Origin of the sequence: Cupriavidus sp. SS-3 (genome assembly GCF_035818815.1) — a bacterium.
Taxonomy (GTDB): domain Bacteria; phylum Pseudomonadota; class Gammaproteobacteria; order Burkholderiales; family Burkholderiaceae; genus Cupriavidus; species Cupriavidus taiwanensis_C.
Genome location: NZ_JAYLVT010000021.1, coordinates 105611 through 121131, shown reverse-complemented (window position 1 = coordinate 121131; position 15521 = coordinate 105611). Strand labels below are relative to the sequence as shown.

Annotated in this window: 14 protein-coding genes; 5 read left to right on the top strand and 9 right to left on the bottom strand. The window is 58.7% G+C overall.

The window, feature by feature from the left end; all coding sequences use genetic code 11:
- Window positions 1–349: 349 nt before the first annotated feature.
- Window positions 350–604, top strand: a complete 255-nt coding sequence (locus tag U9J39_RS25230; protein WP_115684063.1) for an RNA-binding protein — start codon at window positions 350–352, stop codon at window positions 602–604.
- Window positions 605–609: 5 nt separating this feature from the next.
- Here the strand turns inward: U9J39_RS25230 and U9J39_RS25225 are convergent, their stop codons facing one another.
- From U9J39_RS25225 to U9J39_RS25215, 3 genes are all read right to left on the bottom strand, one after another.
- Window positions 610–1287, bottom strand: coding sequence for an SOS response-associated peptidase family protein (locus U9J39_RS25225; protein WP_116314818.1), 678 nt, complete (start codon window positions 1285–1287; stop codon window positions 610–612).
- Window positions 1288–1414: 127 nt separating this feature from the next.
- On the bottom strand, window positions 1415–1954 hold the full coding sequence (locus tag U9J39_RS25220) for a DUF4142 domain-containing protein (RefSeq protein WP_115684065.1): 540 nt from the start codon (window positions 1952–1954) through the stop codon (window positions 1415–1417).
- A gap of 72 nt (window positions 1955–2026) precedes the next feature.
- A complete protein-coding gene (locus U9J39_RS25215; protein ID WP_240987873.1) occupies window positions 2027–3784 on the bottom strand; it encodes a galactose oxidase-like domain-containing protein in 1758 nt (585 codons plus the stop codon).
- A gap of 646 nt (window positions 3785–4430) precedes the next feature.
- On the opposite strand from U9J39_RS25215, the gene U9J39_RS25210 reads away from it, so the two are divergent.
- From U9J39_RS25210 to U9J39_RS25195, 4 genes are all read left to right on the top strand, one after another.
- The gene (locus tag U9J39_RS25210; protein ID WP_326348442.1) at window positions 4431–4727 is read left to right on the top strand and encodes a hypothetical protein; all 297 of its coding nucleotides are present in this window, start codon (window positions 4431–4433) and stop codon (window positions 4725–4727) included.
- A gap of 104 nt (window positions 4728–4831) precedes the next feature.
- Window positions 4832–5152, top strand: coding sequence for a hypothetical protein (locus U9J39_RS25205; protein ID WP_326348440.1), 321 nt, complete (start codon window positions 4832–4834; stop codon window positions 5150–5152).
- A gap of 537 nt (window positions 5153–5689) precedes the next feature.
- The gene (locus U9J39_RS25200) at window positions 5690–5920 is read left to right on the top strand and encodes an H-NS histone family protein (RefSeq protein WP_326348439.1); all 231 of its coding nucleotides are present in this window, start codon (window positions 5690–5692) and stop codon (window positions 5918–5920) included.
- Window positions 5921–6074: 154 nt separating this feature from the next.
- Window positions 6075–7067, top strand: coding sequence for a hypothetical protein (locus U9J39_RS25195; protein WP_326348438.1), 993 nt, complete (start codon window positions 6075–6077; stop codon window positions 7065–7067).
- Between the two features lie 118 nt (window positions 7068–7185).
- Here U9J39_RS25195 and U9J39_RS25190 read toward each other — a convergent pair whose 3' ends face one another.
- The 6 genes from U9J39_RS25190 to U9J39_RS25165 form a co-directional block, all read right to left on the bottom strand.
- Entirely contained in the window at window positions 7186–7404 is a 219-nt protein-coding gene (locus U9J39_RS25190) for a ribbon-helix-helix protein, CopG family (RefSeq protein ID WP_326348445.1), read from the bottom strand.
- Window positions 7405–8290: 886 nt separating this feature from the next.
- Window positions 8291–9007: a hypothetical protein gene (locus U9J39_RS25185; protein ID WP_326348437.1), complete on the bottom strand. Its 717-nt coding sequence runs from the start codon at window positions 9005–9007 to the stop codon at window positions 8291–8293.
- A gap of 216 nt (window positions 9008–9223) precedes the next feature.
- A complete protein-coding gene (locus U9J39_RS25180) occupies window positions 9224–9727 on the bottom strand; it encodes a hypothetical protein (RefSeq protein WP_326348436.1) in 504 nt (167 codons plus the stop codon).
- A 223-nt stretch (window positions 9728–9950) separates the two neighbouring features.
- Window positions 9951–11945: a UvrD-helicase domain-containing protein gene (locus U9J39_RS25175; RefSeq protein ID WP_326348435.1), complete on the bottom strand. Its 1995-nt coding sequence runs from the start codon at window positions 11943–11945 to the stop codon at window positions 9951–9953.
- Window positions 11938–14010: an ATP-dependent nuclease gene (locus U9J39_RS25170; protein WP_326348434.1), complete on the bottom strand. Its 2073-nt coding sequence runs from the start codon at window positions 14008–14010 to the stop codon at window positions 11938–11940. Before U9J39_RS25170 ends, U9J39_RS25175 begins: the two co-directional genes overlap by 8 nt.
- Before the next feature lie 67 nt (window positions 14011–14077).
- Window positions 14078–15499, bottom strand: a complete 1422-nt coding sequence (locus U9J39_RS25165; RefSeq protein WP_326348432.1) for a Shedu immune nuclease family protein — start codon at window positions 15497–15499, stop codon at window positions 14078–14080.
- Window positions 15500–15521 lie beyond the last annotated feature (22 nt).

Here is a 15521-nt window from a genome sequence, read left to right as displayed (position 1 = left end):
TAGGTCATCGCCAGGCTCTTATTGTGCAAAACCCCTCGACAGCGTGTGCTGCGAGGGGTTTTTGCTTTGGCGCGGCGCAACGGGCATGGCCAGTCACTACGGCGCGCTCATGTTCCAGCCGCGCGCCTGACGGAATATCCGCGCTACCTGGTAGGCCGCAGCGGCCAGGCATGGATTATTTGCAACGCTGTCCGCTCACGGAGCGGGAATTCATTCAATCGCGGCCGTGCAGCATGCTGGCGCGGCGATGGCGTGCTGCGATGATGTGTCCAGTCCTGCAGGGACGGTGCCGAGGTGCTAACCTCAAAAAAAGCACCCGCCCGCCGTCACCTTGTAATTGCGAGAGAGAATGAGCCGCCTGCTGCTCACCAATATCGACCCCGACACCTCGGACGAGGAAATCCGGACGTTCCTGGAGAAATACGGATTCCCGCCATTCGACAGCCTGGAGCATGAAGATGGCGACGGCTCGCACCCCGCCGTGCTGCTGACCTATGAAACCCTGGACCCTGCGGTGCTGGGAAAGCTGCAGCAGCGCATCGACCATATGTACTGGAAGAAGCGTCAGCTGAGCGCTTCCATCCTGCATGACCGTTTCGCCTGAGCAGGCTACCTGGTTGGCGCGGCCACGCCGGCCGTGCCGGATTCCTCGGCGGGTTGGGGCGTAAGCGGGGCAGGAACCGCCATCATCTTCTCTGCCGGATAGAGCGCCATGAAGCTTCGCGCCAGTTCGGGATCCCGGCACGCGAGCCACGCTTGCCACTGCAGGTACGGAATCATCACAACCGCCCGTTTTTCCTTGCCGGGGGTGTGCATCAGCTTCATCACCGCATGACCAGGCGCGCTCACCGTGAACATGGCGAAGGAATAGGAGCCATCCGGCCATTGCCTCCACAGCCCGGCGATGCCAAGCGCCGGCTCGTCCGGTAGCCAGATCCGGTAGCGGATCCAGCCCTGGCCCGCGACGTAGCACGGCTCGTAAATGGCCATCGCAGGCACCAGGCACAGCTGGGTGCGGTGCCAGGCGCTGCACGAACCGCGCCTGTCACCGACGCACTCGGCGCGGACATTCATGGTTTCAAAATCCCGCGCGCCGTGGACGTGGCGTGCGCGCGGCACGAGGCCAAAGGTGGCCAGCAAACATTCGCGCCGGCCACGGGCATCCGCACGGACGATCGGCGCGGCATCGCCTGGCCATATTTCCGGCTTCCATGTTCCTGGTGGCGGTTCTGCCCCGAAAACATCGCGCAGCACCGGGCCCGTCACCGCGGTGAAATTGGTGCACACAATATTGCCTCCCCTGACGTCAGATGCCTTGCCGCTGGCACGGTCAGCCGTTATTCGCTACACCTGTCCGAGTGGCGGTGCGAAGGGAAGGGTGGGCGTCTCTCCGGCTGACCAGCATTGCGGGCAGCTATCGCGATACCTCCGATGCCATTTTCCTGGCGGATTCCAGATGGTGCTCGAGCGTCGGCAAGGTCTTCTTTGCAAAATCCCGTACATCGTTGTCGCGCGCATCGCTCGCGGCCTTGCGGAATAGTGCCACCGCATCGTTGTGCGCCTTGACCCCGACTTCGTCGGCGTACTGCTTGTCGAAGCTGGCGCCTTGCAGTGCGCCAATGGCTTCCAGCTTCTTCTGGTCAGCGGGACTCGGGGTGGTCGGCAATTGGACGCCCTTGGCGTTGGCCAGTCGCTTGAGATCTTCCGCGGCGGCGCGGTGGTCCTGCAGCATCTGCCCGGCAAAACGCTTGACCGTGGCGCTGGTGGCCTTGGTCTCGGCCAGCTTGCTGGCATCGATCTCCATCTGGCCTGCCTGTGCGGCCTTGTTCATGAAGTCCACGTCGCCGGCGGGCGGCGCGGCGTACAGGCCGGTTGTCAGGCATAGCAATACCGCCGCAAGCGGGGATTTGACATGGTGCCCACGGCGGCCGGGCTGGCGTGCATCGAATGGCATGACTGTCTCCTGAACGGGCAACCATACCCGGCCTTGCAACAATCATGCCGTCATGCCGTGCGACCTCCTGCCTCAGGAAACCCGAACGAATTTGGCGACGGAAGGCACCCCTTGCGAGTCGATGATAAACAGCATGTAGTAACCGGGCGGCACCAGCGAACTGGAGGCGGGCAGGGTGACGCGCAGGTTCTTGGCGCCCTGTTTGGTATGGCGCAATTTGATATAGCGTTGGTGCATGTCGTTGCCGTGCGTCACGGCCCCCGGCGCCACCAGTGCAACGCTGGAAACACTGGGCGTGCTGGAGCCAACGGTAAAGGTTTGTCCCAGGCTCAATGTACCCGGTGCGCTGGTGATATTCGGGCGCGCGCCCTTGAACAGGTACGGTGGCGAATACACCTGTGCCTGGTGCGTACTGACGGCCAGGGGATTCATGTCGTCCTGGGACAGCAAGACGGTGGCGTCGGGCAACAGAATGGCACTGGAGTGGTAGCCCGCCTGTATCGTGTTCGGGCTCATCGGAATCCAGGTCCCGGTCGGATCCCCGGCCGGCTTGTTGTAAAGCTCGCTGTCAAAATGCGGGTTGTCATAACCGTTGCTGGCCGCATTGCCGCCCACCGTAAACAGCGTTCCATCCGGCAGGATCACGGTATTGGCGTTATGGCGAGGCTGCAGCCACTGCGGAAATTGTCGCCACCCTGCGTTGGGGTTGCCGACATCGAACCATTCGTTGTTGCGGAAGGCGCTGTCGCCTTCGGCGCCACCGGCGATCATCACGACCTGTTTGGCGGGCGTGACCGAGGCATCGGTATAGAGCACGCCGTTGGCGTACTCATAGTGCGAACTCAGCATGTTCGGAATGCCGCTCCATGACCACGTGCCGGGCGTCAGCAGCACGGTATTGAAGAAGGCCGGCCCGGCCTGCATCATCTGGCCAGAACCAAGCAGGTATTGGAACGGGTACATGCCGGACGGATGGTGGAACGACACCGTGCTCATCGTGCCTACGCTGTCCATGCCCGCGGCAGGGGTGAACAGTTCGACCACCGACGTGGTATTTCCGGATCCCGTTTCGTCGAGGCCGCTGGTGATGACTACCCGGTTGTCTGCCAGCTTGGTCACGGTCGGATACCAGCGGCCGACCGACATATTTGGCTGGGTGGTCCAGCTCTCGCTGAGCGGATTGAACGTATAGCTGCTCAGCGCGCCCTGGAAGTTCTGCTGGCCTTCTGGCGCATTCGGGTCGGGGTAGCGCAGATTGCCACCCGCAATGAAAACCCTGCCGTCGCTCAATATCGTCTGGCCGGCACACCAGATGTTCTCAGGCGGCGTTATGGGATGCCCCGTGCGTGTCGCGGGATCCCACACATAGGCGACACCGGTGTTCGACGCTGCCGGATTATGGTACTGCGTAGGCTCGTACGACCAGAACAGCACCTTGCCGGTGTGTAGCAATACCGCAGTGATGCCGACTACCGGGATGACGAATGGCTGGCTCCATTGGCCCGCCGTATTGGTGGCCTGAGCCCTGGCCGCTGCCAGCACCTGGTCATCCGGCGTGGCAACCCGGTCCAGCCCGGCTGCCACCCGACACTGTTTGCCACGTGCCCGGGCATGCGACTCGGCATGGGCCGGGCCGAGCACGGCAGCTTCTCGCTGCCTCAGCCTGGCTTCCGCGGAAGGGTTGTTGCAGGCGTCATTATCAAAGCTGACGGGCGGAGCTGCGTGAACCGACGGTGCCAGCAGGAAGAAACCAACCACTGACGCCCACACGGTTTTCCGGAAAATCATGCGTTGACGCATTTGCATCACCTCCAGTGACAGCGTTGCCATGGAATGCGGGAGTTCCGCGCTGGAAGCTCACGGTGGCATGCCGAAGGACATCCGACCGGACTTTTCTAGCTTAGGGGGGCAGGCAGAGAGCCAATGTGGGCTGGCGCACGGAAGGAATGAGATTGGAGGCTTGCGTTTTGCTCAAGCTGCGTAGGAGGCGCTGGGCGGGTCGGAGGTGCTGCCTATACTTTATTTAACATAATATACATTATGCGAAGCGTAGGTGTAGCAGCTAAGCGGTAATGTCCGCTTCTGGCTAAGTTAGTCCTCTAACGTAAAGTTGTCCGGTAACTCGACGTAAAAGTGTCATGCATTGATCTATGAGGCGCTTCTTATCTTTTCCGTACGGCTTTACGTCGCGGTTTTAGCTGCCCGACTGGGGTTCGGGCGCGGCCTATCTTCCCGCTCGGGAAGATTCACGCGGCAAAGTCTCTACAAGCACGCAAAACTTCCCGCTCGGGAAGAAATCCTCGGCTTGGAGTCCCTGGACGGTTTCGCCTTGGCCATCTCACGTTTGATGGCAGCGCTCTGGCGACCATGCGCAGTTCCCTCTGAGGTCACTTCGGCCAACATTCTGACTCGCCCACTGAAAACCGCTTTACCATCACAGATGGGAACGAAACGGGTTGTCTTAGCCAGGTCTGCTATGTCACTGCAACAGAAAATGCGGCTTTTGTCGGCCTGGCTGCCGGCCGGGCTTCCTTACGTCGAGACTGAAGTCGGCTCCTACCTTTACCTGCACGACGTCCCGTACGAGTTGGAGAGCATCCTTGCTCGTTGGCTACTGCTCCGGCCGGAGCTTACAGACGGAGATCTCTCAACCTGCGTTCTGGTCGAGAGTGGCAAGGGTTTAGCCATTACCCGGGAAGGATGGGAATGTTTCCTCTGCTGGCTCGTCGAAACACTTCGAGCCAAGCTTGACGACATGGAGCAAGCCCAGTAGCAACGCCTTCGCGCCCCCCTTTTGTGGCCGCCTTCCGTGTCAACGACGGAAGGCGCGTCGCATACTGGTGCCCATCCGGTGAACCAATCAAGCAAGGAACCACTATGTTGCGGGTACGCATTGAACTGCTGCCAGACGGCGATGAGGAAGCAGCTCAGCTGCTTGCTGCTGTCGATATCAGCAACGACGGTAGCGGTACGCAAAGTACCGGGCATTACCACGCCGTCTTGAAGGAAGCGTGGCGAACTGCAGGAGACCAGCAAGCCATCTATACCACGGAAGCCAAAATTCACGATGTGGACCGCGAACTGATCAGACCGGTCCAACTCGTTAGCATCGCGCTGCAAGTTCTCGCCCCGGTGAAGCGAACGACCGCGACGTCTCCCTTATATTCGTGGGGAGAAATCGTCCGAGGGCCAGAGTAGCTTTCATGACGGATAGCTGGGATTCGCCGGCTCAATGGCTACCCAACCGCCCGCCCTGCGGGGTTATGCAAAAATCGCATAACAAACGTTATGTTCAAAGATCCTGCTCGCGACCCCTGTCGGCGGTAACGGTCCGGGAGGCTTACTGTCGGCGGGAGGCAAAATCCTTTGCAGCGTTTGTTGTCTAGGGAACCGGGATTGGCTGGACTACGTGCGGATTTGCTGGACGGGAAATCCGGAGTTAGCTGCACTGTTGTACAGCCCAGGCAGACGGTGCTCAAGCAAAAAGCGCTTCCGCACGACGACGCAATTCCTTAGGCAGTCGCGTCGCAGGCATTAGCTGCGGACGTCTCGGCATCCCGCGCCGTATCTTGCGACAGGTACAGCTATCGCAATGCCTCGCCGGCGTGCGGGGGAAAATCCCGAGGGTCAGGCGTAAACCTGGGGCGTGGCGCACACGTTAGAATCGCTCTTGCATCTGGCCCCGATGCCCTGGCCTGTCCCTCCTGCTGCTTCGATCCTAGCTCTATCGCCTGCATGCCTCCTGCCCTTCCCCAGGATTCTGACACCCAACTGTTGCGCGAGCGCGCCGCGACGATCCTATGGATCAAGACACAAATGGCCCGCTATGGCCTGCATCTGGCCGACCTTCAGAACGCAGGCTGCTTTTCTGAAGCAGCGTCGCTGGCCAATGCCTCCGCCCGTCCGATTTGCTTCCGAGATGCTTTTGGCCACGCGTGGGATGGTCACGGCGATCTGCCGGACTGACTACAGCGCGCCGTAAACGCTGGCCAGTCGATCGAGCATTTTCGTGTAAAGCCATAGGGTGCTTGCGGGCCAGCGGCCCGCTTGGCTCACCTTGCATCGAACACCAAGAACAGTTCCCCCAAACTCCATGCCAGACGATACTTCTTCGAGGACGATGCATTACGACCGTACAGAAGCGCAACGAATCATCGAGGCTTACCGTGAGATCTTTCCTCGCATTACCCCGGAGTTAGCGAGCTACTGGGATACCGCGCGTACGCGCCCATGGGCATACCTAACGTCGGATTTCCATCGGGCAACGCTCGAAAAGTACGAGTCCTTCAGCACAACCGTCGAGAAACTCGATACCGAGGTGCAGAGCGGTCGCGCCATATCGGCGCCGGAGCTGGCCGCCCGCATGGTAACGCTTTGCAGGCAGCACGACCTTGGCTTTAGCTTCGGCATCAGTCCCTGGACGGACCACGCTCTGCATCGTACCTACGGCAAAGCCCCGGGGCGCCGCCTGGTCATCATCGTGGGCCACGACTGGTATCCGATCGTGCCCAAGCGTGAGGGTAAGCCACACAGGCTGAACTGGCCCATGCGGCAGGACGGCCTGCATCTCTTGCCAGACAACGACGAGGCCGTCGCAAGACGCTATTTCGCCGCCGTGACCGAGCCCCTACTGTCCGGGAAACTGGGCAACCTCCTATTCGTCAATATCTACCCGGACTACCGCGCGCCCGAGGAGCGTGTCACTGGCCCGGTGAAAGCGGGCTACGCTGGCTGTTTGAACGGCTTCGAGGCACTGCTGGCCGGCACGCGCCCGCATTACCACCCCGACGACGTAACGATCATGTCCTGGGGAGACTCGCCCTGGCGACTGTTGAGACAACGCACGCGGGTCCACCGGCCGGGGGGAATCATGGCCATCACCGAGCAGTTGGCAGGCGGAATCCTGGAGTTTCAATCCGGTGGCCACGCATATCAGTATCTGCCATTCGCCCATCCCAGCGAAGCCCGCAATGCCCACATCGCCTTCCATCTGGCTCATCAACGTTTGGGGTTCGCGAGATTGGGATTTGGAAGCCCTATGTCCACCCCCACGCCGCGCGAACGCCCGGTTCGCTGGGGCCGACGGCCGCCCCTGATTTTTACCACGGCCTAGGGCGAGGGTGCGGATCATTCAAGGCATCGCTTGGCACCGCCACGGTCAGCGGCTCTGACTGTGCCGTTGCTGCCATACGCCGCGACGAAAGTGCCCTTTGATGCATATCGATCGCCATTCACCATTCCGAGCGCCGCTTCTTCTGGTATGCGAGGCCGTCGATCTTCTTGTCCTTCCATAGCCCGAACACATCAGGCCCAAGCGCCAGCTTTCGCTGCGAAATGTACCTCTTGATGGCATCGCGGACGACAGCCGCCCGTGAACGATGTTCGGCCTCCGCTATTGCCGCTAACGCCTCTATTTGCGTATCAGGTAAGTTGACAAAGATTCGGCCCACATCTGTCTCCGATTGCGCAATATGCACCATATACCACACTGCAAGCATATTCAAACTTGGGTTCCCAGCAGAATCGCAGAATTTGCATCCGAAGCCGGCGCACGCGGGCTTTGCGTTTTCACATACTTATGCAGTAGCACGGCAGTTGTTGCAAGTCTTCGTTTCTGGCCAGCCACACGACCGGTGCTGGCGAGACCGATTCTTGTGTAGGGTGCGGAGAAAAAGCTCCTCATCCTCGCCTTGTTTCCATCCAATAAGCGAGTCACAGGGGAAAAGCTCTAGGGATAGATCGATTGGGTAATAGCCTGGCACAGGCCGACTTCCTCGGCTCGGATTTTCTCTGTTCAGCATGATGACGGTCTTGTCGCGGTCTAGGAAGTAGTCAAAGAATGCCCTAATAGACTTGGGCTTTACCGAACTGAACAAAGCTTTCGCGGTAGTCGATCGGCTATGAATGTGTCCTCGTTGTAGTTCTCGCTTAGGCTTCTGGAAATCGTTTGCAGAAAAAATGTCGAGTGCAGCAGGCGTGATGCCCACAACTCGCCACGACCAAGGCTTGGAGCCCATGAGGCTCGTAAGCATCCGCGTTGCGTCGCCATAGTGCAGCTGGTCGGGGCAGGCTTTCAGCGCCTCAAATTGGGCGGGATAGACCGAGTACAGCGCTCGTCGGAGATTCTTGTCAGTATGGATCGTGTTCATGGTGATGCGATCGACGTCAATCGATCAATTTTCTGCCGATTCGCAGTCGGTTTCCAATTGCATTGGCTGTCCGCGCTTTCTTTACATTTCTGGCCCGTCCCTAGTTGCGATAGTTGCCCGATGGTGCGCTGTAGGGCCGAACTATCGGAGTGGGCAGCGTCGGGGGGCAGTGACGACGGGCTAGGTGTCAGGACTGGTCATCCATGGAGCCGTTTTGTCTGACCGCGTCAGAGTCAGCACCACCACTCGACTCACGCACTTGCTCTTCCGGCCATCGGCGTCGCCTTTGGGCTATGGCCTCTCGCTCGCGGCGGCGATCCGATGAAGAAAATGAATCGACCTTGAAACGCGTGTTCCCGCGCGCAAGCCGAGAAAAATCTTCTCGAAACTTCCGAATATCACCGGCCGCTTGAACAAGAGGATCGTTGCCCAGTTGGCTAATGCCAATCTTATCAGCTAGATTCAAGGTGTAACTGTTCTCCTCTCGCAAAGCATCCGTCGGTGAGCGGCGCCAACTGATCTTGACGGTGTACGCCTTGTCTTTTATCGCCGCGTATTCTGCGACATAGCTGGAAAGACCTTGACTAGGTTTGAGTACGCTGATTCGTTGAAACGGGATGTCAAGGTCACCGCGAGCTTCTCCGTTCTCCAGCGGGGGATCAAATTCGATTTCAATATCGTAGGCCGTGGCATTGCCGGTATTGTCGACGTTGAGATCGAAATGCCGAACTGACCAACGGTTCACGTCCAGCGTGGCCACCACGTGGGGCTGCGAGGTGGCTTCCGCCATTCGTTTTGTCTCTTTTGCCAAGACTGTAGTGACGCGCCAGAGAAAGAAGGTAGCTACTGCAGTGACCACGGCCCCTAGTGCCCCTACGAATGCGTAAATATCTGTCATTGCCATCATTTGTTTCCTTCAAGTTTTAGCCTGACTTGGCAACGAAGAATGACTCTGCCCTGTGGTGATGCGCTGGACGCGCGTGCAGTTGCGCGGAAACGGTCGCGGACCCGGTCATCACTGACCTACCATATAGCGTCGCTTACGAAGGCAAGATCGCCCAGCGTCAGCTTTCATCATTCGCCGGCGGGAGCCGCTCCAGGAGGCCCTGCTGGAACGAACTCACCCTGGGGCCGTCTTTCTGGTCCCATTGGCAAATGACCGGATGGCCGAATTGGAACGTCTTGCCGATGTGTGCTGTCTTGTTGGCCACGACTTTTCTTGGCCCGTGTTGATGTGACGCACCCGGTCGCCAACCCGCAACTCCGCGGCGATCATGACGTCGATTTTCTGGACGACACTCTCCGAGCGCCGGCGGCCGGCATCGGTCAAGGCAACCTTCGCCCCACTGAACGCCGGTATGCTGAGGATCTGCCGCGAGCATAGACGATTGGCAATCGCCAGCAGTTCCGTGTCGCTAAACGGCAGTTGTGCGGCCTCGGCCGCTAGATAGAGGTTCACTTCCCTCGCGTTGCTCTTTGCAATGCAATACAGCACCTGCGATTCCGCCTCGTTGAGCGGAGACTCTAAATGGGCTTTCCGCGCTCGTCCATCGGTTCGCGCAGCTTTGATGGAAGCGTAGATGGGTGTAACCATCCAGACTGCGATCTGCACGCCGAGGGCCATGACCAAGATGGGAGGCACCCATGTCCATCCGACGGGCAACGGATCTATGTCGTTTGGCCAAAAGCGCCTCCCGACCAGATAGCCGATTAACGCAATGAACACCGCGCACACCGGCGAGCGTCCCAGTTTCAAATGCTTGAGCAGATCCAGTATTGGCCCCAAAGTAGCCCCTCCCTATTTCTTTGAACTTAGTCAACTTTGTCTTACCACGCGCAGTAGCGGGCTAGGTTTCGGAACCATTGCAATCGACAATATGCCAATCCCTTCCCTGAAAAGCCTCTAGATCTCCCTTTCCCAGGGCATCGCGTCGCAACGCCAAACACAGCATATGGGAAGGGCGGGTCATGGCAACGTAGTGCAATTTCAGACGTTCCTGTAGTGTCGGAGTTTCTGCCGTATTGTCGCTCTTCCCTTTTGGCTTCTTTCCGGTAAGCCACGGTAGCAGTGCCTTCAGTTGGTGCGTCTTCTGAAAGGACTCGAGGACTAGCGTCGCGGTATGCGTCTCCCCTTTCACCCCGTGAATCGATGCGAGGCGAATCGACACTTTTGGATTTTTGTCAGGGTACTGAAATTGATTGACCGTACGTTTCACGTCAACATTCTCTAGCACAGTCGATTCTTCTGTCCACGCGAGAAATTGGAGGGCCGTCCCTTTGGTGATCGCCCCTCCAATGACCCCAGCGGCTAAGGCAATCAAACTTGGGCGGATCGTGTCCTGCCATTGGTCCGCAGACACATAGCCTCGCTGTACGATGAAGGTATCCAGAATCGTCAGATAGCTCCGGCGATCCCCGTCGCTGCTGAGTAGCGTAAGCAGGTGCCGATGAGCGTGGCGTACAGGCGGGATGGTTTGATCTGGACTTGAGAGTTCGATGAGCTTGAGCATCGCCTCCGCGCAACATCGCGTCACTGGATGGGTGCTTCGGGTTTCCTCCAACTCCAGCTTTGCGCGCGCGAGAAACTGGAGGAACGATGCCGGTTTGGGCTGACGACCGGCGAGTTCGGGAAGGTAGTCAGGCGCATAGTGCCCCATGAACCGTGGCAGATGGTCATCTTTATCCGACCGATGAACTCCAGCTACCGCTGTGAACTCGCCTCTCGCGAGCGCCTCGTGATCAAAGGATTTGAGCAAATGGCGCGCATACGCGGGAAGCACATCCAATACCGACGTGTCATCGAACAGAAAGAGTGTGTTCTTGCAGGTGGCGTGCTGGACTTTCGCTGGCGTTGGTCCCTGCCCAACAAGCGCTTGGGGCCGAACCCCCAGCGGCGCAGACACCAAGGCAATCTCGTTCCCAAACCGAAAGCTATTCGGCAGATCAGCCTTTTCGGATCCCGGAAAGCAATCGGTTACTGCACCCCCTGCCTCCGACGCATGATAAATCGCTTGGTTAGAATCGCCGAAGCGTTGACGAATCACAGGATCCTCGCCGTCCACGAGCAGTCGGTGCAGAAATGCTGCTTGCAATTCGCAATTGTCTTGGACTTCGTCAATAAAAACGAAGGGGAAGCGACGACGAATCGTGCTGATGACATGCGGTTGACGATCGAGCAACTCCGATGCCCAAATGAACATTTCATCAAAGCAATAGTACCCCGCCGCTGTCGACGCCCGGCATGCGTCAAGCATGGCTTTGTATGTGGGCGTTGCACTGGCGTACTCTTCCTTCGGTCCTCCCGTGTAATCTGGCCTGGTGTACGTTAGGGACCACCATCCCATATACTTTTTGCCGAGACCGAGTTGAATGTTCCGTGGGATCCGGCGCCATCGATCCTGCAGTGCAATTTCGGTATCAATCGCCCTGATGGGGAATCCCTTGGAACGCAGCCAAGGCACTGCCAGGAACTCATTCACGAACGAATGAATTGTGCCAACGAAGTGTGGGTGGCGCAGCAGGCGTACGCCTGCGCTTGATGCGCTCAAGCGATCGCCAATTTCAGTCCTGGCGGCATTGGTATGCGATAGCACACAGATCCCATTGCGACTCGATGTCCATCGATTGGCGAGAATTGCGAGTTTCGCGACCAGCAAGGTTGTCTTCCCGCTACCAGGACAGGCCTCGACATCGAGCGTGCCCAGGGACCGCATGACGGCAAGCCGGGGATCCTCGCTCCCCTCCGCCGAGAAGGCGCTATCTGGCAACCCCATGATGGCACAGGCCCACGCGATTTCCGTATCGCTGATAGGGCTGAGGCTTGGCGCAATCGGTTCACGCAAGATCGGCCCCCAGTGTCATCGCTGGGCGGTTCGCGTCGTCAAGCGCGTCGTCTGCAGCCTTGGCCTCGGGCGCCGACGTAGGTGGCGGTTCAAACGGCTCAGTCACATGAGCGATAGCATCCCGGATATATTGAGGAAGGCGCCAAAGCAAACGATCCCGCGCCTTCTCGTCCCGCCGCACGTTCGACTCCAACAGTTCCGCCAAATACTGGGCGGCAATCGCCTTCGACACGCCACCGGATCGGGCGAAGGGCTCGTACACGTGCGAGCAACGTTCCTCTTGCGACAGGCTAGCGATCGTCTTGTAGGCATGCAAAGCCACCCACATAACCCGAAATGGCGTTGTCTTCTTCTCGTTCAGCTTGTCATCGGCGTCGGCCAGGGCAGCCGACAACCACAGTTCCTTCTCCAAGCCGAAGTATGCAAGATCGTACTCGAGCGTCCATTCGTCCGCCACGAATGTGCGAACGTGCTGCTCTTGGGCTTTCTCGCGGATCTTTTGCCGCCTCGCATCCAGACCTCCCGTTGGAAAGTCGCTCTTTACCCTCCAGCGGCGCTTCGAACCCGGCAGCGCGGGTATGGTCGCGTTCGCCTCGATCTTCCCCACAATTTGTGGCGCACAATCGGGCATCACATCCATGTCGGTAATGCATGCGACCGGGACTTTTAGCTCGTGGTTAGCCTCTGGCTTTCGACGCATGAAGATACGACCATAACGGCTAAGTCCGACACCCCCCACATTGACGACGGACACTCCAAACCGTTCGAAATCACGTCCCACAAGCCTTGCTAGCGTCGGAAGTAGGATGTTTTCAGCATCCCCCTCGACGATGACGACCCCACGGGCGAAGAACAGGTTTGCCTTCGTCACATCAAGGAACCGTTGCAGGAAACGGTAATCGGTTCTCTCAAGCTTCGTCTGCCCCTCGCCCATCGGATAGGCGCGACCGTCCCGTACAAGTACGAGGTTATCCAGTTTCACGTGGGAAGCCAGATTCGGACTGTGAGTGGTAAGGATGACTTGAATTTGCTGGCCATCCGGCCGCTCCTTAGATGCCTGATCCGCGAGGAAACCCATCAGCCGCAGCTGACGTTGTGGATGCAAGTGAGCCTCCGGTTCCTCAATTATGAGCAGGGGAAAGCCATCCTCCTCCGTGCCTAGAAGCAGAAGCTCACAGGCCATAAACAGGACATTGTTCGAACCCAGGCCACGAGAGTGTGCGTCTTCCGACAGGTCGCTTGAGCCCAATGCGACTTCAAGCTTCTCGAGCAGCGTTCGCAACCGGGTACTGTCGTCTCGATGTCCGTTAATGCGGACGCGCGCATTCAGAATATCTCCAGAGAAGGACAGATGCCTGAGATAGTCATCATTCAGCCGTTGCCGGGTCACTGTGACACCGCGCGACGTTTCGATCAGGTAATTCGTGTAGTCGCCGACGCCTAGCACACTAAGATCTTCTGGCTTCAGCGTGTGGAGCGCCTGGACGTCAAACTCGACGCCGTCCTTGATCTCCTTTGTATGCTGCAGTATCTGGGATAGCCGCGACCCACGCCCTGCCGACATGGCGCGCTCGGCGTCACGCAACGGCCGTAGATAGGTTGCCTGAAGCTGGAAGCGGGCTTCCGAGTCCAGTGAGGGGCCGTCACCAATGGCTCCCGTCCGCCATTCAACCGGCAGGTATCTGCGCAATCCAGAGCCACCCTCCGTCCGCCGAGCAATCCATGTCACAATGAGACGCGGATCGGCAAGGCCGTCTTCGTGGTAGGTCAGATACTCGGCAAATGCGGCTCTGTCGCTTGGCGTCAACGCCGAAAACGTGAGCTGAATTCTGATGTCCCTGGCACGCGCCCCCAGGGGCGTCTGATGAAAATCGGTACTATCCAGTCTGAGCGACTCCTGGTCACGCGTGCCAATCACCAGACGTAGCGCATCGATGATGGCCGTCTTCCCCGCGTCATTTTCCCCGACTAAGGCTGTCAGGCCGGGATTCAGCGACAGCTCAAAGGCTTCATCGCCTGCACCAAACCGGCGAAAATTTTCGATATGAATCTTGGAGATATACACGAATTTGACCTTCTCAGATTCTGGTGACGCAGCAAACCGGTTTAGTACAGGGATCGGTGTTGTCTGCTCAACTCGCGGGAGCCAGGTGGTGCAACAGAACCCGTAGCTTGCCTAATAGCTCGTCAAAAGTTACCACCTCGACATTCTTGCACGCGTTGCGAAAAATTTCGAAGCTGCGCCGCTGCCGTTCCTCCGTTGGCGTCAAGCCGGCAATAATCACGCATTTCGTCGCGTCGGGCCGGGAATCACGCAGCTCCGGCCGAATCTGGTGAGCAAGCCAGTTGCTGTGCAGGGCACTCTGCTGGTACAGCACCTGCGTAATGGCCCCGCTCAGCTCGGCACTTGGTCCATACACCTCGCTGTTCCGGTACGCGGCGTTAAGCATGAGCATGGTCGAAGGCTTCTTGATCTCGACAATCGCCAGCGATTGCCCCAGTTCCCCGAGCAAGAAATCTCCAACTTGCGCCCCTGAGCCACTCAAACTCGACCCTTGGGCGTGAAACTGGGTATGAAGCAGACGAACGGGCCGAGCGAACAGCATCGTCAAGATGAAGATGTTGTTCTCGAAAAATGACTGCCACCGGCCTTCAGGTAGCGTCTGTGCCAGCATCCCCTCATAACGCTCGATCATGCTGGCCAAAGTTACCCGCTCGATTTCGGCATGGAGCTCCATTAGCTCCTCCGGTGCTTCATGGGCAATCAGCGCGGCATTCTCTCGCACGGCCCGAACGGTAGCGCGCCGCTGCGCGCGAACTGCCGCAGTCGATTGACGCGTTCGATCCAGACGCACCTCGACGAGTTCGCCGGTGGCTCCGACTTGGATGATCGGCGGAAAGCGCTCGGGGATTAACTGGGTCAGCAGGGTATTCCGGATGTGGGTGGTCTTCGCCAACTGGACACGACTGCGCACATGCCGATTCGCCCTTTCCAGCGCGCGCCGCAGCATGTCCAATTCTCGCTCGGGCATCACAACCGCGCTGCCTTCGAGCTTGGTCTCACCGTCTTTGGTCACGATGAGCGTGTCGACACCAGAAATCTGCTGGATGCCCAACCAGATTGCATCCAGCTCCTTCGTCAGTCCAAGGCCGTAAGCGCAATCATTGGAGGCACGCCAGGGCAGCGCCGCTTCAATGAGCGACACCGCGGCCACAGGACTATCGGGCATCGCATGCTCTTCGCCACCCTGAAGGATGATCGTCCGAATGCGCCCATGCCGAGGCGTCAGATAGCGCTGCGCATGGGGATTGGTGTGAACGGGATACGTCAGGATGCTTTGCGGCAGAATCCGCGCCAGCAGATGCCACTGCCCCTCCGGCTGCGAAATCCAATCATCCGGACCCTGTTCCGACCGTGCAAAGGTCTGCACGTAGAGATCCCTACAGGCAGCACTTCCATCGGCACCCACTGCCAGCCGGAAGCTTGGATTCATGACTTGGCTGTGATCGTAGACGGCGGCTGACTCGGCGCCACTCACTGGTTCACCTTCCATATGTTCCCCTCACGCGGGTTCT

Excerpts from the sequence above, each read along its gene's own strand:
- U9J39_RS25230 (WP_115684063.1), top strand. The coding sequence starts at position 350 with ATGAGCCGCCTGCTGCTCACCAATATCGACCCCGACACCTCGGACGAG.
- U9J39_RS25220 (WP_115684065.1), bottom strand. The coding sequence starts at position 1,954 with ATGCCATTCGATGCACGCCAGCCCGGCCGCCGTGGGCACCATGTCAAA.
- U9J39_RS25215 (WP_240987873.1), bottom strand. The coding sequence starts at position 3,784 with ATGGCAACGCTGTCACTGGAGGTGATGCAAATGCGTCAACGCATGATT.
- U9J39_RS25210 (WP_326348442.1), top strand. The coding sequence starts at position 4,431 with ATGTCACTGCAACAGAAAATGCGGCTTTTGTCGGCCTGGCTGCCGGCC.
- U9J39_RS25205 (WP_326348440.1), top strand. The coding sequence starts at position 4,832 with ATGTTGCGGGTACGCATTGAACTGCTGCCAGACGGCGATGAGGAAGCA.
- U9J39_RS25200 (WP_326348439.1), top strand. The coding sequence starts at position 5,690 with ATGCCTCCTGCCCTTCCCCAGGATTCTGACACCCAACTGTTGCGCGAG.
- U9J39_RS25195 (WP_326348438.1), top strand. The coding sequence starts at position 6,075 with ATGCATTACGACCGTACAGAAGCGCAACGAATCATCGAGGCTTACCGT.
- U9J39_RS25185 (WP_326348437.1), bottom strand. The coding sequence starts at position 9,007 with ATGGCAATGACAGATATTTACGCATTCGTAGGGGCACTAGGGGCCGTG.
- U9J39_RS25180 (WP_326348436.1), bottom strand. The coding sequence starts at position 9,727 with ATGGCCCTCGGCGTGCAGATCGCAGTCTGGATGGTTACACCCATCTAC.
- U9J39_RS25165 (WP_326348432.1), bottom strand. The coding sequence starts at position 15,499 with ATGGAAGGTGAACCAGTGAGTGGCGCCGAGTCAGCCGCCGTCTACGAT.